This window comes from Acetobacter pomorum (genome assembly GCF_002738225.1).
Taxonomy (GTDB): Bacteria; Pseudomonadota; Alphaproteobacteria; order Acetobacterales; family Acetobacteraceae; genus Acetobacter; species Acetobacter pomorum.
The window spans coordinates 298388-322566 of the sequence record NZ_PEBQ01000144.1; the positions used below are offsets into that span (position 1 = coordinate 298388).

General features: G+C 55.0%; 24 protein-coding genes and 1 tRNA gene. 18 read left to right on the plus strand and 7 right to left on the minus strand.

The window, feature by feature from the left end:
- The first annotated feature begins 99 nt into the window (after nt 1-99).
- The 6 genes from CSR02_RS11545 (at nt 100) to prfA (ending at nt 7413) form a co-directional block, all read left to right on the plus strand.
- On the plus strand, nt 100-1353 hold the full coding sequence (locus tag CSR02_RS11545) for an aspartate kinase (protein WP_042786830.1): 1254 nt from the start codon (nt 100-102) through the stop codon (nt 1351-1353).
- Nucleotides 1346-2428, plus strand: coding sequence for an NAD(P)H-dependent flavin oxidoreductase (locus CSR02_RS11550; protein WP_183172586.1), 1083 nt, complete (start codon nt 1346-1348; stop codon nt 2426-2428). Before CSR02_RS11545 ends, CSR02_RS11550 begins: the two co-directional genes overlap by 8 nt.
- Nucleotides 2421-3686 (plus strand): helix-turn-helix domain-containing protein, encoded by a 1266-nt coding sequence (locus CSR02_RS11555; RefSeq protein WP_183172558.1) that lies wholly within the window; start codon nt 2421-2423, stop codon nt 3684-3686. Before CSR02_RS11550 ends, CSR02_RS11555 begins: the two co-directional genes overlap by 8 nt.
- 136 nt (nt 3687-3822) lie before the next feature.
- Nucleotides 3823-4983 (plus strand): flavodoxin-dependent (E)-4-hydroxy-3-methylbut-2-enyl-diphosphate synthase, encoded by a 1161-nt coding sequence (gene ispG / locus CSR02_RS11560; RefSeq protein ID WP_099541713.1) that lies wholly within the window; start codon nt 3823-3825, stop codon nt 4981-4983.
- Nucleotides 4984-5107: 124 nt separating this feature from the next.
- Complete coding sequence (hisS, locus tag CSR02_RS11565) at nt 5108-6358, plus strand: histidine--tRNA ligase (RefSeq protein ID WP_167384135.1); 1251 nt, start codon at nt 5108-5110, stop codon at nt 6356-6358.
- Entirely contained in the window at nt 6355-7413 is a 1059-nt protein-coding gene (prfA, locus tag CSR02_RS11570; protein ID WP_099541715.1) for a peptide chain release factor 1, read from the plus strand. The genes hisS and prfA overlap by 4 nt, the downstream gene beginning before the upstream one ends.
- On the opposite strand, the gene CSR02_RS11575 is transcribed toward prfA, so the two are convergent.
- Entirely contained in the window at nt 7410-7874 is a 465-nt protein-coding gene (locus tag CSR02_RS11575; RefSeq protein ID WP_099541716.1) for a hypothetical protein, read from the minus strand. The genes prfA and CSR02_RS11575 overlap by 4 nt on opposite strands.
- Nucleotides 7875-7911: 37 nt before the next feature.
- Between CSR02_RS11575 and prmC the strand changes: the two genes are divergently transcribed.
- Together prmC and CSR02_RS11585 are read left to right on the plus strand one after the other, a co-directional pair.
- Entirely contained in the window at nt 7912-8790 is an 879-nt protein-coding gene (gene prmC, locus CSR02_RS11580; RefSeq protein WP_099541717.1) for a peptide chain release factor N(5)-glutamine methyltransferase, read from the plus strand.
- Nucleotides 8791-9049: 259 nt separating this feature from the next.
- On the plus strand, nt 9050-9481 hold the full coding sequence (locus tag CSR02_RS11585) for a DUF4167 domain-containing protein (protein WP_042786589.1): 432 nt from the start codon (nt 9050-9052) through the stop codon (nt 9479-9481).
- A gap of 173 nt (nt 9482-9654) precedes the next feature.
- Here the strand turns inward: CSR02_RS11585 and CSR02_RS11590 are convergent.
- Together CSR02_RS11590 and CSR02_RS11595 are read right to left on the minus strand one after the other, a co-directional pair.
- A tRNA-Met gene (locus tag CSR02_RS11590) sits at nt 9655-9729 on the minus strand.
- A gap of 99 nt (nt 9730-9828) precedes the next feature.
- A complete protein-coding gene (locus CSR02_RS11595) occupies nt 9829-10287 on the minus strand; it encodes an MlaD family protein (protein ID WP_042786588.1) in 459 nt (152 codons plus the stop codon).
- 122 nt (nt 10288-10409) lie between these two features.
- Here CSR02_RS11595 and CSR02_RS11600 point away from each other — a divergent pair, with 122 nt between their 5' ends.
- Together CSR02_RS11600 and CSR02_RS11605 are read left to right on the plus strand one after the other, a co-directional pair.
- Nucleotides 10410-11258, plus strand: a complete 849-nt coding sequence (locus CSR02_RS11600) for an undecaprenyl-diphosphate phosphatase (protein WP_099541718.1) — start codon at nt 10410-10412, stop codon at nt 11256-11258.
- A 15-nt stretch (nt 11259-11273) separates the two neighbouring features.
- Nucleotides 11274-12800 (plus strand): amino acid permease, encoded by a 1527-nt coding sequence (locus tag CSR02_RS11605; RefSeq protein ID WP_099541719.1) that lies wholly within the window; start codon nt 11274-11276, stop codon nt 12798-12800.
- Here CSR02_RS11605 and CSR02_RS11610 read toward each other — a convergent pair whose 3' ends face one another.
- Nucleotides 12801-13865, minus strand: a complete 1065-nt coding sequence (locus CSR02_RS11610) for an ATP-grasp domain-containing protein (RefSeq protein WP_099541720.1) — start codon at nt 13863-13865, stop codon at nt 12801-12803.
- Nucleotides 13862-14428, minus strand: a complete 567-nt coding sequence (locus tag CSR02_RS11615) for a DedA family protein (RefSeq protein WP_052013476.1) — start codon at nt 14426-14428, stop codon at nt 13862-13864. Before CSR02_RS11615 ends, CSR02_RS11610 begins: the two co-directional genes overlap by 4 nt.
- Before the next feature lie 227 nt (nt 14429-14655).
- Between CSR02_RS11615 and CSR02_RS11620 the strand changes: the two genes are divergently transcribed.
- Genes CSR02_RS11620 through CSR02_RS11655 form a run of 8 tightly spaced genes read left to right on the plus strand, consistent with a single transcriptional unit; the run spans nt 14656 to nt 22511 of the window.
- Nucleotides 14656-15651 carry a lytic murein transglycosylase gene (locus CSR02_RS11620; protein WP_099541721.1) on the plus strand — a complete coding sequence of 332 codons (996 nt, stop codon included), beginning with the start codon at nt 14656-14658 and terminating at the stop codon, nt 15649-15651.
- Nucleotides 15648-16514 carry a septal ring lytic transglycosylase RlpA family protein gene (locus tag CSR02_RS11625; protein ID WP_099541722.1) on the plus strand — a complete coding sequence of 289 codons (867 nt, stop codon included), beginning with the start codon at nt 15648-15650 and terminating at the stop codon, nt 16512-16514. The genes CSR02_RS11620 and CSR02_RS11625 overlap by 4 nt, the downstream gene beginning before the upstream one ends.
- Before the next feature lie 6 nt (nt 16515-16520).
- Nucleotides 16521-17741, plus strand: coding sequence for a D-alanyl-D-alanine carboxypeptidase family protein (locus CSR02_RS11630; RefSeq protein WP_042786583.1), 1221 nt, complete (start codon nt 16521-16523; stop codon nt 17739-17741).
- A 3-nt stretch (nt 17742-17744) separates the two neighbouring features.
- Nucleotides 17745-18389 (plus strand): dTMP kinase, encoded by a 645-nt coding sequence (gene tmk, locus CSR02_RS11635; protein ID WP_099541723.1) that lies wholly within the window; start codon nt 17745-17747, stop codon nt 18387-18389.
- Between the two features lie 4 nt (nt 18390-18393).
- Complete coding sequence (locus CSR02_RS11640; RefSeq protein WP_099541782.1) at nt 18394-19338, plus strand: DNA polymerase III subunit delta'; 945 nt, start codon at nt 18394-18396, stop codon at nt 19336-19338.
- Nucleotides 19335-20873, plus strand: a complete 1539-nt coding sequence (gene metG / locus CSR02_RS11645; protein WP_099541724.1) for a methionine--tRNA ligase — start codon at nt 19335-19337, stop codon at nt 20871-20873. The genes CSR02_RS11640 and metG overlap by 4 nt, the downstream gene beginning before the upstream one ends.
- Nucleotides 20873-21685 (plus strand): TatD family hydrolase, encoded by an 813-nt coding sequence (locus tag CSR02_RS11650; protein WP_099541725.1) that lies wholly within the window; start codon nt 20873-20875, stop codon nt 21683-21685. The genes metG and CSR02_RS11650 overlap by 1 nt, the downstream gene beginning before the upstream one ends.
- Before the next feature lie 31 nt (nt 21686-21716).
- Entirely contained in the window at nt 21717-22511 is a 795-nt protein-coding gene (locus CSR02_RS11655) for an MBL fold metallo-hydrolase (RefSeq protein ID WP_099541783.1), read from the plus strand.
- Between the two features lie 48 nt (nt 22512-22559).
- Here CSR02_RS11655 and CSR02_RS11660 read toward each other — a convergent pair whose 3' ends face one another.
- Together CSR02_RS11660 and pdxH are read right to left on the minus strand one after the other, a co-directional pair.
- A complete protein-coding gene (locus CSR02_RS11660; RefSeq protein WP_042786579.1) occupies nt 22560-23438 on the minus strand; it encodes a universal stress protein in 879 nt (292 codons plus the stop codon).
- A 46-nt stretch (nt 23439-23484) separates the two neighbouring features.
- Nucleotides 23485-24165, minus strand: coding sequence for a pyridoxamine 5'-phosphate oxidase (pdxH, locus tag CSR02_RS11665; RefSeq protein ID WP_183172557.1), 681 nt, complete (start codon nt 24163-24165; stop codon nt 23485-23487).
- Between the last annotated feature and the right edge of the window lie 14 nt (nt 24166-24179).

Consider the following 24179-nt stretch of genomic DNA (forward strand, 5'->3'; position numbering starts at 1 on the left):
GAAGCAGCGCAACCGTTCCCATGCGTCTTTTCCGCTATGCAGGTGGCGGAAAGGGCTGGTGCAATGCGTTTTACGGCCTGTTTGGTGGAGAATAAAGCTATGTCCGGTTCCGCACCCCGGATTGTCATGAAATTCGGCGGGACATCCGTAGGGGATCTTGACCGTATCAGAGCCGTGGCCGAACGCGTCAAAAAACAGAAAGACGCAGGCTGCGATGTGCTGGTGGTTGTTTCTGCCATGGCAGGCACAACCAACCAGCTGGTTGGGTTCTGTCAGTCTCTCTCTCCTTTGTATGATGCGCGTGAATACGATGCCGTTGTGGCAACGGGTGAGCAGGTAACCAGTGGTTTGCTGGCTATTGCCCTGCAAAAGCTTGGCGTGCCTTCGCGCTCCTTTGCCGGCTGGCAGGTGCCCATTCTTACGGATTCCCAGCATGGCAAGGCCAGCCTCGATTCGATAGATGGCGCGCGTCTGCTGGGCTGTATGGCAGAAGGCATGGTGCCGGTTGTAGCTGGCTTTCAGGGTGTTGGGCCAGATGGCCGCGTAACCACGTTGGGGCGTGGGGGCTCGGATACATCAGCTGTTGCACTTGCCGCGGCCATCAAGGCAGATCGGTGCGATATCTACACAGATGTGGATGGTATTTACACCACAGACCCCAGAATCGTGCCCAAGGCACGCAAACTGGATAAAATTACCTATGAAGAAATGCTGGAGCTGGCATCTGTTGGCGCCAAGGTGCTGCAAACACGTAGTGTTGGCCTTGCTATGCGTGAGCGTGTGCGCGTGCAGGTGCTTTCCAGCTTTGAAGATGGCCCCGCAGTAACGGAAGGTCACCTTCCCGGTTCTATGGTGGTGGATGAGGACGAAATCGTGGAAAAGAAACTGGTCACCGGCATTGCCTACTCCCGTGATGAAGCCAAACTGTCGGTTCGGCGTATTCCAGACCGTCCGGGCATTGCGGCGGCAATTTTTGGCCCGCTGAGCGAAGCTAACGTGAATGTGGACATGATTGTGCAGAGCACAGGTGCCGATGGCACCACGAACATGACCTTCACCACCAGCAAGACCGATCTGCCGCGCGCTATCAGCATTCTGGAAAGCGTGCGTGGCGCTGTGCAGTATGAAGAACTGCAAACAGACCCGGATATTGTGAAGGTGAGCGTGGTGGGCAGCGGCATGCGTTCCCACGCTGGTGTTGCCAGCACCATGTTCCGCACGCTGTCTGAACGCTCCATCAACATTCAGGCTATCTCCACCAGTGAAATCAAGGTGTCCGTACTGGTGGCCGCCGAATATGCCGAACTGGCAGTGCGTGCGCTGCATACGGCCTATGGTCTTGATGATGTCTGATATTGCAAGCAGCCTGAATCCCGCCCCAACGGCTGAAGAATGGCAACGTGCCCGCACCCGGCTGGATAAGCTGTGGCAGCGTGGAACGGATTTTCTGGGCACGCCTTACGCCATTCTGGCTGGGGCGATGTCCTGGGTGAGTGAACGCCACCTTGTATCCGCCATTTCCAATGCTGGCGGGTTTGGTGTGATTGCCTGTGGCGCAATGGAACCGGCCCGTCTGGCTGAAGAAATTGCCGCCACTCGCGCGCTGACAGACCGGCCCTTTGGCGTGAACCTGATTACCATGCACCCCAAGCTGGATGAGCTGGTGCAGGTGTGTCTGGATGCCAAGGTGGGCCATATTGTGCTGGCAGGTGGTATTCCGCCCAGTTCAGCCATTAAGGCTGCCAAGGATGGTGGCGCCAAGGTTATTGGTTTTGCCCCCGCATTGGTGTTGGCCAAGCGGCTGATTAAAATGGGTGTGGATGCACTGGTAATTGAAGGCGCAGAAGCAGGTGGCCATATTGGTCACGTTTCCCTGACCGTTCTGGCGCAGGAAATTCTGCCGCATATTCAGAACGTACCGGTTTTTGTAGCGGGCGGCCTTGGCCGGGGTGATGCGCTTGTTTCCTATCTGGAGCAGGGTGCCGCAGGCGGCCAGTTTGGCACGCGTTTTGCCGCAGCAGAGGAAAGCATTGCCCACGAAAACTTTAAAAAAGCTTTTGTGCGGGCCAATGCGCGAGATGCCACAACCTCGGTGCAGCTTGATGAACGTTTTCCGGTTATTCCGGTACGGGCCATCAGTAATGAGGGCGGGCGTAAATTTGTGGCCCATCAGGCTGATGTTATCCGCCGTTTTCAGGCAGGTGAACTCACGCGGGAAGAGGCACAGCTTGAAATTGAACATTTCTGGGCTGGCGCTTTGCGGCGTGCAGTGATTGATGGGGATGTGGAAGAAGGCTCTGTTATGGCCGGGCAGTCTGTTGGCATGGTAAAAGCTGTGCAGCCGGTGGCCCAGATTATTGCTGACCTGATAGATCAGGCCGTGATAGCGCTGATCCGTCAACAACGCCGCATGGATGCTGATGGCTGAAAACGCCCCAAGTTCTGAACAGGAGCAGCCAGTTGCTCTGCCTCCGCTCCCCGATATTGGTACATACGGGGTAGGGGGCGCGCTGCGTAAGCGCCGCGAGCAGCTTGGCTGGCCGTTGGAGGATGTTTCTGCGTATCTGCGCATTCGTGATGCGTATTTGGATGCGCTGGAAACCGGCAAGGCAGACGTGCTGCCGGCAGAAGTTTATACACTTGGGTTTTTGCGGGCGTACGCACAGGCTTTGGGGTTTGACCCCAACCTTATGGTGGAGCGTTATCGGCAGGAAACGCGCAACGCCATCAAGCAGCCGGAACTTGTGTTCCCAGATCCCCCCCCAGACCGGCGTATTCCGCCGGCTGTTTCCATTTCTCTGGGGCTTGCTGTTGTTCTGGCCAGCTATGTTGGCTGGTATTATTTTACGGGGCATACACCACCCGCACCAGAACGCGTGCCACCCGTGGCAAGCCTTCTGCCCGGGGAGCAGACGCATAATGCACCCTCTCCGCAGGTGGCTTCCATTCTGCCAGATAAAAGTGCTGTTCCTGCGCCGTTGCCGCTCTCTGCGCAGCCTCAGCCGCCTGTAGCTGAGCAGACCGCAAACGCGCCATCAACAGATCACACCGCACCGGAAAGTGTTGGCGCGCCCGCTGCACTCCAGCCATCAGATGCCAATACGCAGCCAACTCCGCCACAGCCAGCGGAGCAGGCGCCAGCTTCCGTAACGCCAACAGTACCATCTGAGGCCGTTGCGGATGATCAGATTGTGCTCAAGGCGCTTGCGGCCACATGGGTGCAGGTAAAGGATGCCAGCGGAAAGGTTGTTTACGACCATATTTTACAACCTGATGAAGAATGGAATGTGCCGCTTGAAGGTGGTCCTTTTCTTCTAACTGTTGGTAATGCAGGCGGTATTGTTTTGCGTGTGGGCGATGTAACCACCGCTCCCTTGGGGCGTAATGGGGCCGTACGCCGCAAAATGGTGCTGACACCCCAAAGCGTGCGTGATGGCACATTGGCAGCACCTGCTGCGCAAAATAACGTTGCATCTCCACCTGCGCATGCAGATGTTGCAGCGCCTGCGCCCAATACGGTATCAGGAACCACAACAGATGCGCAGACAGATCTGGCAGCCTCGGAACAGGTGCTTAAGCCCAAGGAAACAGCCCCCCGGGCACGCCGCAAGGCAGCGCCAGTGCAAGCCGAGCCCAGCGCGGATGATTTGAATGCACGCCAGCTTCAGGGCATGGGTTCGCACTAGAATGGCACCCTCGCGCGTATTATGTGTAGCCAAATGGTCCTGATTTTGGCAGGAAAACACCAAACGCAATGGAGAACGCCGTGTGGCCGAACACGGCAGCTTCCCTCAACTGTCGTTTTCGACAAAAGGATGTAAAATGAGCGGCTACCGGCCTTATCAGCATATCGAGCGTCGGAAATCTCGGCAGATCCATGTCGGCAAGGTAGCCGTCGGTGGTGATGCGCCGATTTCCGTCCAGACCATGACCAACACCCTGACCACAGATGCACAGGCCACAATCGAGCAGATTCGGCGCGCAGAAATGGCGGGTGTGGATATTGTGCGTGTGTCCTGCCCAGATGAGGAAAGCACCAAGGCGCTGGAAGAAATTGTAAAGGAAGTGAACGTGCCTATCGTGGCCGACATTCACTTCCACTACAAACGCGCCATTGAAGCCGCAAAAGCAGGTGCCGCCTGCCTGCGTATCAACCCCGGCAACATCGGCAGCGCCGAGCGTGTGCGTGAAGTGGTTAAGGCTGCCAAGGATTACGGCTGTTCCATCCGTATTGGTGTGAACGCCGGGTCACTGGAAAAGCATCTGCTTGAAAAATACGGTGAGCCCAACCCCGATGCGCTGGTGGAAAGCGCTCTGGAACATGCCAAGATTCTGGAAGATCATGATTTCCGTGAATTCAAGATCAGCGTGAAGGCATCGGATGTGTTCATGGCTGTGGCGGCTTACCAGCAGCTGGCAGAAGCCTGCGATTACCCGCTGCACATCGGCATTACAGAAGCAGGCAGCAAACGTGCCGGCACTGTAAAATCCTCTATTGGTCTGGGTAATCTGCTGTGGGCCGGTGTGGGTGATACTATGCGCGTTTCTCTTTCCGCAGCACCGGAAGAAGAAGTGCTGGTGGGCTGGGATATTCTCAAATCCCTCGGCCTGCGCCATCGCGGTGTTAAAATTATTTCCTGCCCATCCTGCGCACGTCAGGGCTTTAACGTGGTGGAAACAGTGCAGACGCTGGAAGACCGGCTGGCACATATTAAAACCCCGCTTACCCTATCCATCATCGGGTGCGTGGTGAACGGCCCCGGTGAAGCCCTGTTGACAGATCTGGGCGTAACCGGCGGTGGTTCTGGCCGCCACATGGTGTATTCAGGCGGCAAGCAGGATCATACTGTGCCAGCGGCCGACATGATCGAACATGTTGTGGAACTGGTAGAACAGCGCGTTGCTGCTATTCAGGCAGAAGAAGCCAAGGAAAAGCAGGAAGGCAAGGCGCAGGAACTGCCAGACATGGCATCCGCCAACTAAGCATTCAACATTCTCCCCCTGCTTTGCGCCAAAAGGTGCGGGCAGGGGCAGACGTGCCATTTAAACAGCAAAAAACACCACGCCAGCCAAGGTGACGGGTGCCGTGGTGTGGGAATATGTATTCGTGAGCAGCATTCAGCCCGTAAGAGGAACGCACGATCTTATTGGAGAAGACCAGCGCCGCCACGCGCATGTGGTAGATACAGCGCGCCGGATTGCAGGTGTTTACGGGTTTGATGAATGGGCAACCCCGATTTTTGAAGATACGCGGGTTTTCTCCCGTTCCTTGGGGGATACGTCCGATGTTGTTTCCAAGGAAATGTATTCCTTCAGTGATCGGGATGGTGAAAGCCTGACATTGCGGCCAGAAGGTACGGCAGCCATTTGCCGCGCTTTGGTGACCAATGCGCTTACGCAGTCTCTCCCACAAAAAGTGTTTTATGCTGGCCCCATGTTCCGGCATGAACGGCCCCAGAAAGGTCGGTATCGCCAGTTTCACCAGATTGGTGCCGAACTTTTGGGCGCAGCTGAGCCTCTGGCGGATGCAGAAGCCATTGCCATGGGGTACGAAGTGCTCAAGGCGCTGGGCATTGCAGATTACGTCACCCTTGAACTGAATACGCTAGGCGATGCCGCCAGCCGTGATGCGTGGCGAGATGCATTGGTAGCTTATTTTTCCGCCCACAAGGATAAGCTTTCAGAAGATAGCTTGGCCCGTCTGGAAAAAAACCCACTACGTATTCTGGATAGCAAGGATGCCGGAGATAAGGTTCTGGTAGCTGATGCCCCCATGATGGCAGAGTTTCTGACACCCGAAGCACGTGCGTTTTGGGATGATCTGCGCAACAAGCTGGATGTGTTCGGGATTGCCTACACCGTAAACCCCAGCATTGTGCGTGGGCTGGATTACTATAACCACACCACGTTTGAGTTTGTGACCAACCGCTTGGGGTCTCAGGGCACAGTGTTGGCCGGGGGCCGGTATGATGGCTTGGTAAAGCAGATGGGTGGTCCAGAAGTGCCCGCCATTGGTTGGGCTGCGGGTATTGAGCGCCTGTCCATGTTGTTGGAACAGGTACCAGCAGCACCGCGCTCGGTTGTGCTGGTGCCCGTTGGCACGCCGGATGAAAGCGCAGTAGTGCAGATTTTGCAGGGTTTGCGTGCGCAGGGTATTCGCACAGAAATTGGTTATAAGGGCTCGCTGCGCAAACGCATGGAGCGTGCGGGCAAGCAGAACGCCAGCCACGTGCTTTTCCTTGGTGAAGATGAACTGGCCAAGGGCCTGTTTCGTGTCAAAAACATGGAAACCGGGGCCGAGCAGGAAGTCTCGCGCGATATGCTGCTCTCCAAAGCGCAAGACGTATTTGCGGCATGACGTTTGACGAACGGCTAGACCAGATTGTCAGCCGCGCGCTGGAGCTGGAAGCGCAGCTGGCAAGTGGGCTGAATGGTGAGGCCTTTACCCAAGCCTCACGCGAGTATGCTGAAATCGAACCCGTTGTAGCGCGTATCAACGCTCTGCGCGGGGTGGAAGATGGCATTCAGCAAGCCGAGCAGCTTTTGGCAGATCCGGAAATGAAGGAGCTGGCAGAAGCAGAGCTGGCTGAACTGCGTGAGCAACTTCCGCAGTTGCAAAAGGATGTGCGCCTGTCTCTGTTGCCAAAAGATGTGGCAGATGCGCGCAGTGCTATTCTGGAAGTGCGCCCTGCAGCAGGGGGCGATGAAGCAGGCCTGTTTGCGGCCGAATTGTTTGATATGTACCGCCGCTATGCCGATCTGAATGGTTGGCGCTTTACCGTTATGGATTATGACGAAAGTGAGCTGGGCGGCCTGCGTGAAGGTATTGCCGAAATTAATGGCAAGGGCGTGTTTGCGCGGCTGAAGTACGAATCCGGCGTGCATCGGGTGCAGCGTGTGCCAGCCACGGAAAGCCAGGGGCGTATTCATACATCCACAGTTACGGTAGCTGTGCTGCCAGAAGCTGAAGAAGTGGATGTAGAAGTTAATGAAACAGACCTGCGGGTAGATGTGTTTCGGGCCTCTGGCGCTGGTGGGCAGCACGTGAATAAAACGGAAAGTGCGGTGCGCCTTACCCATATGCCCACAGGCATTGTGGTTTCCATGCAGGAAGAAAAAAGCCAGCACAAAAACCGCGCCAAGGCCATGAAAATTCTGCGCGCGCGTTTGTACGAGCGTGAACGGGCGCAGGCTCATGCCAACCGTGCGGCAGACAGGCGCTCCCAAGTGGGGACGGGTGACAGATCAGAGCGTATTCGCACCTATAACTTCCCGCAGGGGCGTGTCACAGACCACCGGATTAACCTGACACTCTATAAAATCGACCGTGTAATGTTGGGCGAGCTGGATGAGTTTGTAGATGCTCTCACGCAGGAAGAACAGGCAGCCCTGCTGGCAGCGGAAGGCTTTTAACTAATAGGCGCAGCACATACGCCAGAACGGCCGGGATGATGTTCTGAAGCTTCTGGTGCATTGGGGTCGGTTAGAAAAAATTCGGTAAAGTTGTCAGACCCCAGAGCGTAAAAATGGTGGCCATCCGGGTTGTGGAGCGTGCCATCACTATCCACTTCATGGGTTTCCACCCGGCCTTCGGGGGAGCGAATGGTGATTTCACCGCATAAGGTATAGGTGTGGTCCAATCGGCCCATAGGGGTTGTGACTTTAACCGTTTTTTCCTGGTTTTTATCATCCAGCCGAATCACGCTGACAAGTTTGCCATCCAGATAGATGCGTGAAACTTCAGAAATTTCAGCGTCTGCCTTGCCATCGGTCACTGTAAATTCACCTGCATAGGCGTAAGAAAAGGGTAATGCCCCCATAAGGCCCAACAGGCAAAGTGTTGTGTTCTGGATACGGCGGAAAAATTGGAGCATTGATGTTTAACCAGATCAATCCATCAAGGTTGCGTGTGTGATTACTGCAGAAAAAACAGTTCCGTGCCAATCCATAGCGCAATTGCTGCGTGAGGGAACACACCTGCTGGCGCAGGCCGGTATTGAAGGCCCGCGGCGGGAAGCGCGATTACTGCTTATTCATGCGCTTTCCCTAACGCCAGAGCAACTTTTGGCACGCTCTCCATCTGATAATGTGCCGAATGAGCCTTATTTTTCTTATATAAAGCGTCGGGCCGCGCATGAACCGTTTGCCTACATAACAGGCAACAAAGGGTTTTGGAGTTTGGATCTGGCAGTATCTCCTGCAAGCCTGGTGCCAAGGGGAGATACAGAAACACTTATAACAAGCCTGCTGGAATATCGGCCTAACCCAACATCAGTGCAGAATATTCTGGATTTGGGTACAGGTACCGGCTGTTTGCTATTGGCCGCATTGGCGGAATATCCTCAGGCCTATGGGGTAGGGGTGGATATTAACCCGCCAGCCGCCATGTTGGCATATGCCAATGCCCAACGGTGTGAGATGCAGGATCGCACATTGTTTATGGCTGCCGAGTGGGATGCCGCTTTGGCCCCACATATGCGCTTTGATGTGGTGCTGAGCAATCCGCCATACATTCCAACAGCTGATCTGGCAGACCTTATGCCAGAAGTGCGAGAGCATGAGCCTGTGCGTGCGCTAGATGGAGGGGCAGATGGGCTGCATGCTTACCGTTACCTATGCCGCCGCCTGCCGCATTTACTGGCAGAAGGCGGATTGGCTGTGTTGGAAATAGGGATAGGGCAGGAACAGGCTTTGCAGAACCTGGCAGCCGCCAATGCCTTGCATGTGGTGGATGTAAAGGCCGATCTGGCAGGCATTGCACGTGCAGTAGTGCTGGAAAAACAGGTATGAAAAATAACTTGGCTTTATGCGCGTAGGTTGCTAAGCTGCCCAAGCTTGCTTCTGTAGCAGATGTAATAAAGCTAAAATCACTGCACCAGAAACTAAAGCAGCAAGGGGGCCTTTCACTAGGTAACAGTTTTTGTGTTGCCTTACCTAAAGCCCATCCCGAAAAAACAATTCGGCCTTCACTCAGGAAGCATACCTTTTTAATACAGGACTGTTTCTTTATGCCAAAGTGCCCTGAACAGGAAAGCGCTGTGATAAACCCATGAACGTAAAACGGATGCGGACAAGACACCATCGTTCCAACGGGAACAATGGGAGTTCCCGACAACTGAATGGACAGATTCCGATGAACAGGAATCATGTTTTTGATAGTCATGGCCCGGATGTGCGCGTAAGAGGCACAGCCCAGCAGCTTTTTGAAAAATACCTCCAGCTTGGCCGTGATTCCACAGGTAGCGGAGACCGCGTGGCAGCGGAAGCTTACTTCCAGCATGCCGAACATTATTTCCGCATTATGAATGCCATGGCGCAAGCTGCGCAGCAAAGCCAGCAGGAACGTGCCGAGCGCCTTGCCGCACGCCAGCAGCGGGCTGCTGCGCATGCGAATGAGGAAGGTGAAGATCGGCAGGAGCAGGACCCTCAGCCCGATGTTCGGGAAGAATCTGCGCCTCAGCCTGAGCTTTCCGAAGGCTAAAAATCTTCAGATTTCTTGCTGCCCTGCTTCTGATTTCTGGAAGCGGGGTAGGCGAGCCATAAAAGATGTATAGGCCGCAACATTCGGCTGATTACAGATTGTGTGTAAAACACACAAACAGCTTTACAAGTATTTACTTGTTAGAGCTTTAACCTATTGATTTTTAGGGAATTTGGTAGCGGCGGAAGGATTTGAACCTCCGACCAAGGGATTATGATTCCCCTGCTCTACCACTGAGCTACGCCGCCATCATGTGATGGCGCTGATCTACCTGATTCTTCGTGATGCCGTCAACCCGGTTTGGAGGATTTTGTCATAAAAATAATCAGGTAAGAGAATAAAAGGGCTTACTGGCCCAAATTTCCCGCGCCAAAAATGTAATTGCTCACCTGTTGCTCAAGGCTTGTGGGTTCCAGCGTATGTGTCAGCATACCGCCGGGGGAGACCATGGTGGCGGATGTGCCGGGTTCAATCATCAAGGCATTTTCGGATGAAAGCGTGGCGCTGCTAATTGTCAGCGTGCTGTCCTGCGGCAGATGCAGGGCACCATCCAGTGTAAAGTGCACAAAAGCCAACTGGGTGGCAGGGTCCAACACAATGGATGAAACCCGACCCACTTTTACACCGGCAATATCAACATCTGCCCCACGTTCCAGCCCGTTGGCAGATACAAAGCGGGCAGAAAGGGCATAACTGTCTGTTCCGGGGGCTTTTTGGGTGCCATGTGCATAAACGGCAAAACCCAAAGTGGCTGCCAGAACTGCTCCACTAAAAAGACACGCGCCTGCACGATTTTGCCTGCTCATGAGTGTGTTTTCATCCTGAATAATGATGTTGTGTTACAAGATTAGCATGAATCCTTGCAGCATGGGGGCGCATGGTGCAAGGACAGGCAGCAAAGTTGTGCCAGCGTGGGTTGTAACTGCATATGTCGTTTCTTCAGGCTATCATTATCGCTCTTCTTCAGGGAGCAACAGAACTCTTTCCCGTAAGTAGCCTTGGACATGCTGTTATTCTGCCGGCGTTGTTCCATTGGTCTTATGATCCGCATGACCCGGCATTTCTGCCGTTTCTGGTTATGCTGCATCTGGGCACCTCTGTGGCGCTGCTGGTTTTTTTCTGGAAAGACTGGCTGGCCATATTCAAAGGGGCCAGTGGCAGCTGCGGCCAGCGCATGCAAATGGAAAGCCTGCATATTTTATGGTTGCTGATAGTTGCCACCATTCCTGCTGTTGTGGTGGGGGGACTGTTTGAGCATTTTTTGCGTAATCTGTTTGGGTCTGCCTCATCTGCTGCCATCTTTCTGTTTTTGAATGGCCTGCTTTTGCTGGTGGTCGAACGTCTGCGCAGCACTATGGTGCGCAAAAACGTCAATTCCGTTGCCAGCATGACATCACGTGATGCGGTGATTATTGGCCTGTTTCAGTGCCTTGCATTTTTTCCGGGCCTTTCACGCTCTGGGGCCACCATTTGTGGTGGTCTGCTGCGGGGGCTGCACCATGATACAGCAGCACGCTTTTCCTTTCTGATGGCGCAGCCAGTCATTCTGGCCGCCACAGTGCGTGAAGCCTTCAAGATGCGGCATCTGGAACTGCAACCGGGGCAGATGCGCATTGCCGTGGTGGCGGCTGTTGTTTCCGGCCTGACAGCGCTGCTCAGCACTGCGTTTTTAATGCGGTATTTCCGTGATCATGATAGATGGGCGCTTTCTCCCTTTGCGTGGTACTGCATGGGTGTGGGCGGTATTGCGACCATTCTGTTCCATTTTATGCACTGAGCCAGAAACAATTTGATGGAAGATCTTTCTGGTTCGCCACGGCGCAAGTCCTTACAGCGTATTGAAAAAGAAAACAGCACGCAGCGTCTAAGCCGGACACTGGGGCCTTTACAACTCACCATGTTGGGGGTGGGCTCTACAATTGGTGCTGGTATTTATGTCATGACAGGTACAGCGGCGGCCAATTATGCGGGGCCGTCCATTTTACTGTCATTTATTGTGGCGGGCATTGCCTGCCTTTTTACCGCTCTTTCCTATGGGGAGCTGGCATCTTCCATGCCGGTTTCCGGCTCTGCCTATACCTATGCTTATGTTTCCATGGGGGAACGCTGGGCGTGGGCCGTTGGCTGGTTGCTTTTGCTGGAATACGGCATTTCCTGCGCGGGGGTTGCTGCCGGGTTTTCGGGCTATGCGGTCAGTCTGTTGCAGGATTTTGGCGTGCATGTGCCATCTGCATTTTCCAACACCACGCTACAAGTGGCGTTTGAGGGCGCTACCCGTCATGTTGCCGCAGGCTGGCGAGTAGATGCAGTGGGAGCATTTTCTATTCTGGCAGTTTCTTTTCTGCTGGTTTTGGGGGTGCGTGAATCTTTTAAAATCAATGCCCTGATTGTTTTTCTCAAAGTGGGTGTCTTGGCCCTGTTTGTCGCTCTTGGCGTGTGGCAGGTGCATCCGTCTTACTGGTCTCCCTTTATTCCAAGGTATGAAGGGGGGTTCCGTTTCGGCTTTCCCGGTATTTTTCGTGCGGCATCGGTTATCTTTTTTGCCTATGTCGGGTTTGAGGCCGTTTCCACCGCTGCGGGAGAGGCCCGAAACCCACGGCGGGATATTCCGGTAGGTATCGTGCTTTCGCTCATTATCTGCACGGTTGTGTACATGATTGTCGCGGCCGTGCTGATAGGCGTGGTGCCGTGGCAGACACTGGATGTGGCAGACCCTCTGGCCATAGCCGTTAACGCCATGCATCAGCCGTGGCTGGCTTTGTTTGTAAAACTGGGCGCCGTTATTGGCCTGTGTTCTGTTTTGATGGGCCTGTTATATGCCCAAAGCCGCATCTTTTTTGCCATGGCAGAAGATGGGTTGCTGATGCCGATGTTCAGTAAATTGCACCCGCGTTTTCAAACGCCGTGGATTGGCAGCATTGTGCTGGGGCTTGGTGTGGCGCTGGCTACCGCCACATTGCCAATTGATATTATTGGGGATCTTGTCAGCCTTGGTACGGCAGTGGCGTTTGGGATTGTCTGCTTTACCGTTATCTGGGTGCGCAACAAGGCGCCGGAAATTCCACGCCGTTTCAGTGTGCCTGGGGGTGGCTTTACCGTAAAGGGCATCTGGTTGGGCTATGTACCGCTGTTGGGTATGTTCTTTTGCGCGGTTATGGTTGCCCCACTTTGTGTGGATATGCTTCTGGCCCTGTATAAAGGGGACCCCATACCGTTGCTGTTGTTGCTTACATATGCCGGAATAGGGTGGGCCAGCTATCGCTTTTATGGTCATGTCCATTCCCGCCTAGGGCGGGAACAGCGTGAAAAAGCCAAATAATCAGTCGTTCAACGGGTAAGAGGCCAACAGCCGCTTTTGGCGCTGCCAGAGGCGCACGCCCTCCCACAAATTGGTGGGAGACCAGCCAGCTTTCTTCTTTTTGGCACCAATACGGAAACTTTCCCGATAATGGTGGAACTGGGCAGCATAGGCCTCGCGCAATGTGGTGCGGGAATCCCAGATATGGATAGCTTCCGAGCCTACGCCATTGATTTCGATAATTTCGAAATCCTTGCCTTCACGCAGCGCTTTGGCTGAGCGGAATTTCACATCAATGCGCCCGAAGTGAAAATCGGGAATATCCTGCATGATGGCATCAATCTGGCGGGTCAGTTCCGGTGTAATATCTGCCTTGCCGTTGCGGAAAATGGCGCCTTTGCAATGGTTGCCGGCAAACACCAGTTCCAGTTCTTCACCATCTGGCAAAACTTCGTGCAGGCAGTGGGCAAGGCGTGGCGTGTAGATATGCAGCACTTTACTGGTGCGGCCATCTTTTTGCAGCAGTTGCAGCACGGTATCACGCCCGTTCCCCCGTAGGGCAGGAATATCCTTATAAGTGAGAGACGATATTTCCCCCACGGGGCTGTCAGGATGGCGAATATAGAACAGCCCGGCTTCGTGCTTCCACGGAATCAGCTTTTGTATCACCAGCCGGATCTTGCGGGGGAAAGCAGCAAGAGCTGCTTTAAGTTCTTCCTCCGTGCGCACAAGTTTTACGCCTGTGCCATTACACCCAATATCGGGCTTAACCACCACTGGCAGTGCCAGCCCCTTGGCCTGCATAGCTGTGTGGGCGCGTGCAAGATCATGCTTGCCTGTTGGCATTGTCACATAAGGGGCAATCCAGCGTTTGGCATAGTTGCCCGCCATGTCCAGAATGCTGCTTTTGCTTTCCCCGCACAGGCCGCCGGTTTCAATACGTGGGTTGGCGGCTGTGGGCAGGGTTACGTCTCCGTACCGCACGCCCAGCAGAATCCAGTACGCCACAACGGGTGTGTAAAAAACCCAGCCGGGCCAGAATTCAAAAAGGGAGAGAGGAGAAGGCTGTTTTTCGGCCTGTGTCATGTCTTCTGTTTCTGTGATCGGGCAATCAAACGGCCCATAAAGAAAATAACCAGCACAAACCCCACCAGCCCAGCCCAGCGCCATGCGCCAAGATGGTCCAGAATAAACCCGCCAACATGGAGCGAAAGCGCAAACAGAGCGGTTGTCCAGATAAGCGTGGCCAGAAATGTGGCGGCGGTAAATACAGGCAATCCTGCGTTAAAAAAACCGCTTGCGGTATAAAGTGGCAACCGGGTGCCGGGAATAAAGCGGCTGACAAATACAACCCAGAACAGGTTTTTGGAAAGCCAGATTTTTTTGCTTTCTATTTGTGATGTGTTGACCCATCGCTGGGCCGGCTTCCATCGCGCAGCCAGATAGCCCAGGCCATAAAGCCCTACATCACCCACCACAATGCCAATATAGAGGGCAATTAGCGCTGTAATGGGGGAAAGTGTATGGAGATTGACCTGAATGGCCGTAATAACCGTGGCCGCATCTTCCAGCACAAATGTGGCCAGAATAACGATAAAAACCTGCACAAGGGGGTACGCGGCGGTAAGTTCCAGAAACTGATCCAGCAAAGAAGGGCATCTCTCTCCGGCCAGAACAGCACGGTCTAAAAGGTTTTAAAGTATCAGCAGGGCTGCAACAGGCTCTTTTGTGACAATATTGTCAAGGGATGGCAACCTGTATTGGGCCGCCAAAGGGCAACCAAAAGTGTGGAATAAAGAAGATGGCCTGACAAAGCCCGTATTCCACTCTATTCTATGGCATTGAATGTTACACAGATCAGAAGCGTGAAGCCTGAATGCTACGAAGAAAACTTCTTGTTGGTGGGGCTTCTGCTCTGTTCGCCACACCTGCGTTGGCCCGCACATCTGCGGCTACTGCGCCCCATCCTGCTGCATCATCCAGTTATGCCACCTTCCTTGCCGGTGTGCGGCGTGAAGCTATAGGGCAGGGTATTTCCGCCGCCATTGTAGATCAGGCCTTGGCGCTTACCTCCCAGCCAAACGCCAAGGTGCTGAAGGCAGACCGGCACCAGCCGGAATTCACCCTGACATGGGCGCAGTATAAAGACCGGGTGCTGACAGAAAAGAAAATTTCCGATGGATTAACCGCCGTTGGCCAACGTGCGGCGCTGCTCAACCGTATCAGTTCCACATATGGTGTTGCTAAAGGGGCCATAGCGGGTATCTGGGGGCTGGAATCTGCTTACGGCACACGTATGGGCACATTCCATGTGATCGACGCTTTGGCGACTCTGGCTTACGATGGCAGGCGTTCTGCCTTTTTCCGTTCAGAACTCATGAAAGCGCTGAGCATTCTGGGGCAGGGGGATATCACTCCTGCAGGTATGCTGGGCAGCTATGCAGGGGCCATGGGTCAGCCGCAGTTTATGCCCAGTGCCTATTTGCGTTACGCAGCCAGTTACCCGGAAGGCGGGCGGCGTGATATCTGGCATAATGAGGCCGATGTTTTTGCTTCTATCGCCAATTATCTGGCCAAATGCCACTGGCAGCCTGGTCAGCCATGGGGTGAGGAAGTATTGCTGCCCGATACCATAACGCAGGCTCAGATTGGCCGTACGGCTGTGCATCCCATTGCATGGTGGGCACAGCAGGGCGTACGGCCCCGCGCCGGGCAATTTTCAAGCGCTGTGCAGGAAGGTGCCATTATCCGCCCCGATGGGGTGGGAGGCGAAGCTTTTATTGTCTATCATAATTTCAACGTGATCCGCCGCTACAATCCATCAGATTTCTATGCGTTGGGGGTAGGGCTTCTGGGTGATGCAATAACGTGAAAAAACTCGCGCTTGTAGGGTGTCTGGCTGTGCTGGCCTGTTCGCGCCAGCAGCCTGTGGCACAGCAGGATCTGCATTATACAGTTGGGCCAGCGTGGCAGGCAGCTGGCAAGTGGTTTTACCCGCGCGAAGACTTTGCATGGCAAGGCACAGGCTTGGCTGTAAGGGAACCTGCACAGGCAGAAGGACATCTGACAGCGGATGGTGAGGTCTGGCACGCTGCCAGCATGACAGGCAGCCATCAGACATTACAACTGCCCGCCGTGGTGCGTGTGACCAATCTGGATAACGGGCGGCAGATTGTGATCCGCCTAAATGATCGTGGCCCGAATGATCCGGGGCGTATGATCGGCCTAACCCCACGTGCTGCAGATTTGCTTGGCGTGGGCAAGGAGCCTGCGCGTGTGCAGGTGGTGGAAGATGAAATGGCCAGCAGGCAGTTTGCCGAGGTACTGCCCGGTGGCCCCATGTTGCAGATTAGTGCAGCCCCGCTGGAAAAAGTGCAGCAAACGGCATTAGGTAACGCGGTGGTGGATAGGCAGGGCGTAACAGTTCTGGCAGATAACACCACGCAGGAAACACCTGTGCCGGGCAAGGTAGTGCTGGCAGAGCTGCCAGCCACTGTTCTGCAGGGCGCGCCTGTGTCCACCATGCTGTGGGTGGAAACCATGGATTTTACATCCCGCTTGGCCGCCATGCGGCAGGCGGCCGCACAAGGAGCCAGCGTTCGGCCTGTGTTTTTTGGCCACAGCACAATGTGGGCTGTGCGCTATGGGCCTTTTGCGACTATAAGCGAGGCAGATGCCGCCCTGAAGCGGGCACTGACTACTGGTTTAACCGGATCTCATATCGTCGTCGAATAGGGAAAAATGTTGCAGACTCGACGGTTCTTACTCGCAGGGGGCGCTGCCCTTTTCTCTGGTGCCTATGCGCTTAATGCCATGGCACGGCCTCGCCACCACGGCGCGGCGGCCAAAGGTGCAGCACCTGCGGCAGCCCAGCCTGCTGTGCCGGGGGCGGATACACCCGCCACCACGCCCGTGGGGCCGGTGGACACACAGGCACGCTGGGCCTGCATTCTGGATTACAATAGCGGTGCCACACTGCTTGAGAAAAATGCAGATGAGCGCATGCCCCCATCATCTCTCACCAAGATGATGACGGCGTATGTTACATTCGGCATGCTCAAATCTGGCCGCCTAAAGCTGGACCAGATGTTGCCCGTAAGTGAACGCGCATGGCGTATGCAGGGTTCGCGCATGTTTGTGCCCCTAGGGCAAAGCGTGAGTGTGCAGGATCTTATTCAGGGCATGGTCATCCAGTCCGGTAACGATGCCTGTATTGTTATTGCGGAAGGTATTTCCGGTTCGGAAGAACAGTTTGTAGCGCTGATGAACGATACAGCCACCAAGCTGGGGTTGACCAATTCACACTTCATGAACGCAACCGGCTGGCCGGCAGAAAATCATTATATGTCTGCGCGGGATGTGGCCTATCTGGCCCTGCGTCTGATCCATGATTTTCCGGAATATTACCATTTCTTCTCGGAAAAAGAGTTCCTGTTCAATAAAATCCGGCAGGAAAACCGGAACTCTCTGGTGGTTAAAGGTCTGGCCGATGGCCTGAAAACCGGCCACACAGATGCAGGTGGTTTTGGCCTGTGCGCTTCTTCCGAGCGGGAAGGGCGGCGTGTTGTGCTGGCGGTGAACGGTCTGCCATCTTCCGCAGCGCGGAGCCGGGAGGCTGAACGCCTGATGGGCTGGGCTTTTGCCAATTTTGAAACCGCGCAGATTGTCAGCAAAGGTGATGTGCTGGAGCAAGCACCTGTATGGATGGGGGTTACCCAAACAGTGCCATTGGTGGCGGCGCAGGACTTCAAGATTCTTCTGCCGCATGGCTGGCGCAATGGTACACATCTGGCGCTGGATTATAACAGCCCGATTATTGCGCCGGTGCAGGCTGGGCAGGTTGTGGGGCAGCTTACGGTTTCTCTGCCCGGTGGGCGGCAGGCCAGTATACCGGTGCAAGCCGGGCAGAGCGTGCCTGCATTGGGCTTTTTGGGGCGGGCTGCACGTCGGCTGCACCTGTAATTCATGGCTTGTGGCATGTTCATAACGTTGGAAGGCGCAGAAGGGGTGGGGAAGTCCACCCAACTGCGGCTTTTGAAGGAAAATCTGGAAGCGCGTGGCCAGAAAGTTCTGGCCACGCGTGAGCCGGGTGGTTCTGCCGGGGCGGAAGATCTGCGCCAGCTTTTGCTTTTTGGTAAAAATCCGCTCTCTGCGCGGGCAGAAATTCTCACCCATTTTGCCGCACGGTATGATCATGTTGATCAGGTTATTCTGCCCGCCCTCAAGGCCGGACAGATTGTGCTGTGTGATCGCTTTACCGATTCCACCATGGCGTATCAGGGCTACGGGCGCGCCAATGGTGATCCGGCTATTTTAAGCCTGATTGAAACATTGCAAAAACAGCTTGGCTTTCAGCCGGATATTACCTTTCTGCTACAGGCGCCGCGTGCCATCTCCCGCCAACGTCTGGCTGCGCGTGGTGCGCCAACAGACAGATATGAGCGGGCGGATGAGGATTTTCATGCCCGTTTGGCAGATGGGTTTGCACATATAGCCAAGGCCGAGCCGCAGCGGGTGAGGGTGGTGGATACCTCCGTCCATTCAGCCGAGCAGGTGAACGCCCAGATCCTGAAAGTTATCCAGTCTCGTCTGGCTCATGCCAGGGGCTGAGGGCGTGCAGGAACCACGCTCGGCATCATTGCACCTGCATGGGCATCAAGCGGCCTTACAGGCATTTCGTCAGGCCATGCAGGGGGGGCGCCTGCCGCATGCGTGGCTGATTACGGGGCCACCAGGTATTGGCAAGGCCACATTCGCGTTTCGGCTGGCACGTATCTTGCTGGGCGGGGAAGATGAGGCCAGCCCCGCTGGGCGGCGCGTTTCTGCCGCCACCCATGCAGATTTGCTGGTGGTTGCACGCGGGTTTGATGAAAAACGCCATAAATACCGCAGCGAGATTGTGGCGGATGACGTGCGCCCCATTAACTCCTTTTTGCGGCGTACAGCGGCAGAAGGTGGGTGGCGCGTTGTAATTGTAGATGGTGCGGAATACATGAACCGCAGCGCTGCCAACGCCGTGCTGAAAATTCTGGAAGAGCCGCCACCCGCTACGGTATTGTTGTTAACCTGTTCCGCTCCCGGGCGGCTTTTGCCCACCATCCGTAGCCGATGCCGCAAGCTGGAACTTGCCCCGCTGGATACAGCAGATATGTCTGCCGTGCTGCATGCGCAGGCACCAGAAACCTCGGCCGCAGAAATACAGCGCGTTATGGCAGAAGCCCACGGTGCGCCGGGGCGGGATCTGGCGTTACTGGCTGATAAAGGCGGGGAGATTGCCAGCCTTGTGCACGAGGTAGTGCAGGGTGTAACGCCATTACGCAGCTATGAGATTGCTGAAACCATTTTACGCAGGGATTATGGTTTCAGTCTGTTTTTCAGCCTGTTATCAGATACTCTCCAGATGCAGGCCCGTCAGGCGGCGCGGCTGGGCAACCCGCAATGTGTGGCCCTAGCCAGTGCGTGGGAAGCCACCATGCGCAAGCACGCCGAGACGGAACGCTTTAATCTGGATAAACAGGAAGCCCTGCTTGAAGCTATGACGATTGCGAGCCGAGAATGACCCGTCGTTTCTATGTAACTACGCCCATCTATTACGTGAACGGAGCGCCCCATATCGGCCACGCTTACACGTCTATTGCTGCGGATGTGATGGCCCGCTTTCATCGTCTGGCAGGGGATGAGGTGTTCTTTCTGACGGGCACGGATGAACACGGCCAGAAGGTAGAGCAAGCCGCGCAGGCCAATGGCACGGATGCCAAAAGCTTTGCAGATAAGGTTTCGGCCGATTTCCGCAACATGGCCGATGCCATGAACATCTCATACGATGATTTTATCCGCACCACAGAACCGCGTCATATTACCAGCACGCAGGCATTGTGGAAGAAAGTGGCGGATAACGGGGCCATTTATCTGGGCGCGTATGAGGGCTGGTACGCCCTGCGTGATGAATGCTTTTACGGTGAAGACGAACTGGTGCCCGGCCCGGATGGCAAAAAAGTTGCCCCCACAGGCGCGCCGGTAGAATGGGTGAAGGAACCTTCCTACTTCTTCAAGCTGTCCGAGTATCAGGATCGGCTGCTGGAGCTGTATGAAAACAACCCGGATTTTCTGGGCCCACACGGCGCGCGGAACGAGATTGTCAGCTTTGTCAAACAGGGCCTGCGCGATCTTTCCATCAGTCGTACCAGCTTCAAATGGGGCATTCCTGTTCCGGGTGATGATAAGCACGTTATGTACGTGTGGTTTGATGCGCTCGCTAACTATCTAAGCGCTCTGGGCTACCCAGATACCAATGCACCGCGCATGGCGTTCTGGCCTGCCAACCTGCATCTGGTTGGCAAGGATATTGCGCGCTTTCATGCTGTTTACTGGCCAGCCTTCCTTATGGCTGCTGGTATTGAACTGCCGCGCAAGGTGTTTGCCAATGGCTGGTGGACCATTGAAGGCCAGAAGATGAGCAAATCTCTGGGCAATGTGGTGGACCCGCGTGATCTGGTGAAGGAGTTCGGGCTGGATGCGGTTCGCTTCTTCCTGCTGCGTGAAGTGCCTTTTGGTGGGGATAGTGATCTTTCTCGCAAGGCGCTGATCATGCGCAACAATGTGGAACTGGCGAATGATCTGGGCAATCTAGCTCAGCGTACGCTTTCTCTGGTAGCGCGAAACTGCGGCGGTATTCTGCCAGAACGGCGCACGCTGACAGAGGAAGACACGCATCTGCTGGGGCAGGTGATGGTGCTGCCAGATCTGCTGAAATCTCAGATCGAGCGGTGCGCCCTTACAGATGCGCTGGAAGATGTGTGGAAGGTTATCCGCGCCTGCAATGCGTATATCGATCATCAGGCCCCGTGGGCGCTGCGCAAAACAGACCCCGAACGTATGAAGGATGTGCTGCGCGTGTTGGTGGATGCCCTGCGTGGTATTGCCACCATGCTCCAGCCCTTCATGCCGCAGAGCATGGAGCGCATGCTGGATCAGCTTGCCGTTACGGCAGAAGAGCGCAGCTTTGCCGCATTGGAAACGCCGCTGCCCGGTGGGCGTCAGCTTCCCGCGCCGCAGGGCATCTTTCCCCGCTATGTTGAGCCCGAACAGGCATAATGATGACAGAGGACGTTACAAAGCTGGCAGGGTTAATAGATTCTCACTGCCATCTTGACCATTTTTCAGGCGAGGAAATGCCAGAACTGCTTGAGGCCGCCAAAGAGGCGGGCTTGAGCGGGATGGTCACCATCGGCACCCGCTTGGCCCGTGCGCCGGAACAAAAGGCGCTGGCCAAGCTGGATACGCCAGATATGCGCGTATGGTGCACCGTTGGCACACATCCGGACCATGTGGAGGAAGAACCTCTGCCCACTGTGGCGGATATTGTGGCCATTGCTGATGTGCCCGAAGTGATTGGCATTGGTGAAACCGGGCTGGATTACTTTCACGGCAAGGAAGATGTGCGCCCGCTTCAGCATGAATATTTTCGCCAGCATATTCGTGCCGCGCGGGAACTGGATGTGCCGGTTATCATCCACGCTCGTCAGGCGGATGAGGATGTCGCCAGCATTTTAGAGGAAGAACATGCCAAAGGGGCTTTCCCCATTTTGTTGCATTGTTTTGCCTCTGGTCCGGAGCTGGCGAAGCGTGTGGTCGATCTGGGCGGATATGTCAGTTTTTCTGGCATTGCCACGTTCCCGAAATGCGATGAAATCCGGGCTGTTGCGCGGGATCTTCCGGCAGATCGCATTGTGGTGGAAACGGATTCTCCCTATCTGGCACCCGTGCCAAAGCGGGGCAAACGGAACCAACCTGCCTTTGTGGCACATACCGCAGCCCGCATTGCGCAGGAACGCGGCATGGAATTGCCTGATTTTACACGCATGACCACAGAAAATTTCTACCGGTTATTCCGCAAGGCAGTGTGATGGTTGCCAAGAGAATGCGGGGGAAATGGGTATGAAAATTACAGTTCTGGGCTGTGGTGGATCTGCTGGTGTGCCCATGGTGGGTGGGGCCGATGGCCATGGGATCTGGGGAGCCTGTAACCCTAAGGAGCCGCGGAATACACGTACCCGTTCCTCCATTCTGTTGCGGCTCAAAAATGGTGCTGGTGTGCTGGTGGATACAGGGCCGGATTTACGCGCCCAGCTTTTGGCAAATGGCATTAGGGATTTTCAATCCATCATCTTTACCCATGCCCATGCAGACCATATTTCCGGGCTGGATGAGGTGCGTGCCATTAACCGCATTATTCAAAAACCTTTACATGCTTACGGCACAGCGGAAACGCTGGAAGATATTCAGCGGCGGTTTGATTATGTGTTCAAACCATGGACACCACCAAACTTCTTTCGTGCGGTGGTAGAGGCGCATCCGGTAGAAATGGGGCAGCCGGTTACCATAAGTGGTGCAGACTTTATCTTGTTTGATCAGGTACATGGGCGTGTTGGATCAACAGGGGTGCGCTGTGGCAATTTTGCCTACAGCACAGATGTAATGGAGTTTCCCGAAACATCTCTGGAAATTCTGCGTGGGGTGGATACATGGATGGTGGACTGCTTCCAGCGTCAGCCGCACAGTGCACATGCGTGGCTTGAGCGGGTGCTGGAATGGCGGCAGGCTCTTAACCCACGCCGCATGATACTTACCCATATGGGGCCAGATATGGATTGGCAGTGGATGCAGGACCATTTGCCCGAAGGTGTGGAACCTGCATGGGATGGCGCAGTGTTTGAAGTGGCCGATCCTTGAAAGTATTAGAGGGTCTGCTTTGGCAAACCCTCTATGCATTTGGGCGTATTAGCGGCTCATCAATACCGTAATATCGGCATGTTCCAGCGTATAACGGGTAACGCCGCCCAGAATAAGCTGGCGCAGGCGGGAATGTGAATAAGCACCCATTGCCAGCATGTCGGCATCAAAATCCTTACACGCAGCTTCCAGTCCTTTCCCTACGTCCCGGTCCACAGGTGGGAACTCCACGCAGTCCGCCGTAATGCCATGAATGGCCAGATAATCCACCACGTCCCGCGCAGTGGGGCCGCGGCGCTGGTAATCTCCACAATGCAGCACGCGCACAGCATCGGCCGTTAAGGCCCAAGCCAAAGCACCGCGCAATGCAGATGAGGCCTCTGCCGTGCCATTCCATGCAATGCACACACGCTTGATAAGCCCCTTGGGCGGTGTGCGCGGGGCGATCACCACCGGGCGCCCGCTATCAAACAATACGGCATGCAGAGTTTCGGATGAGGAAACGGCATCGCCGGAATCTGGGTGCGGGACGAGTGTAAAGTCGGAAAGGCGAGCCTGAGCAGGCACAATTTCACTTTCCGCACCACGTAGAATGTTAAAGCTTATGGTTGGTGTATCCATAGGGAAGGGGCCACGCGGGGGCACAACCTTGATATCTGGGTATGCCGCCACAAAGCGTTCAAACAGGGCATGTACCTCATGCGCATGGCGCGCGCCTTCATGTTCGGCAGAACGCATCAGGTCTTCCACCATGGCGCCGGAAAGACCCTCACCGGCCAGCGGTGCCATTTCTCGCCCATCCGGGCGTACATGCAGTACCGCCAGATGAGCCCCAAAGCGGCGGGCAAAATTGTAACCTCGAATAAGTGCGGCTTCAGCATTGGAGGTGCTGGGAAGCGGCAGCAGAATTTTACGAACATCTTTCATTCTTATTTTTTCTCCGCTGGCGTAATGTTAATGGCCATGTGTGCGTTTACGGATATAAACGCGTGACATCCCAATTGTTTCCATTGCGAGCCCATACTGCGCGATCATGCAGGCGGAAGCGCCGTTCCTGCCAGAACTCAAAATATTCAGGGTTCACCCGGTAGCCAGACCAGTTGGCTGGCCGTGGAATAGGATCTTGTGGGTATGTTGCTTCCACCTGTTTCAGGCGTTCTTCAAATATGGCACGGTCTGCCAAAGGGCGGGACTGATCTGATGCCACAGCGCCAAGGCGGGAAATACGGCTCCGACTCGCAAAATACGCATCGGCTTCTTCTGGCGTTACGGGGGTAACGGCCCCTTCAATGCGGATCTGGCGGCGCAGGCTTTTCCAATGGAACAGCAGGGCCACATGCGGGTTTTCTTCCAGCTCACGCCCCTTGCGGCTATGCGTGTTGGTATAAAATACAAACCCGTGGTGGTCCATTCCCTTCAACAGCACAATACGTGCAGAAGGCCTGCCATCCCGCGTGGCTGTGGCCAAAACCATGGCGTTGGGGTCGTTCACCTCTGTCTTTTCCGCCTCCTTCATCCATGTTTCAAACAGCGTAAATGGGCTGGCTGTCAGGTCAATCAGGGGCTGGCTGTCTAATGGAAGGGCAGCAGGAGAAGGTGAGGTTTCCGTCATGCTCGGACTCAATTCGTGTTCGTGTGCGCAAAGCTGCAGCATTGCAGCTTTCTGCC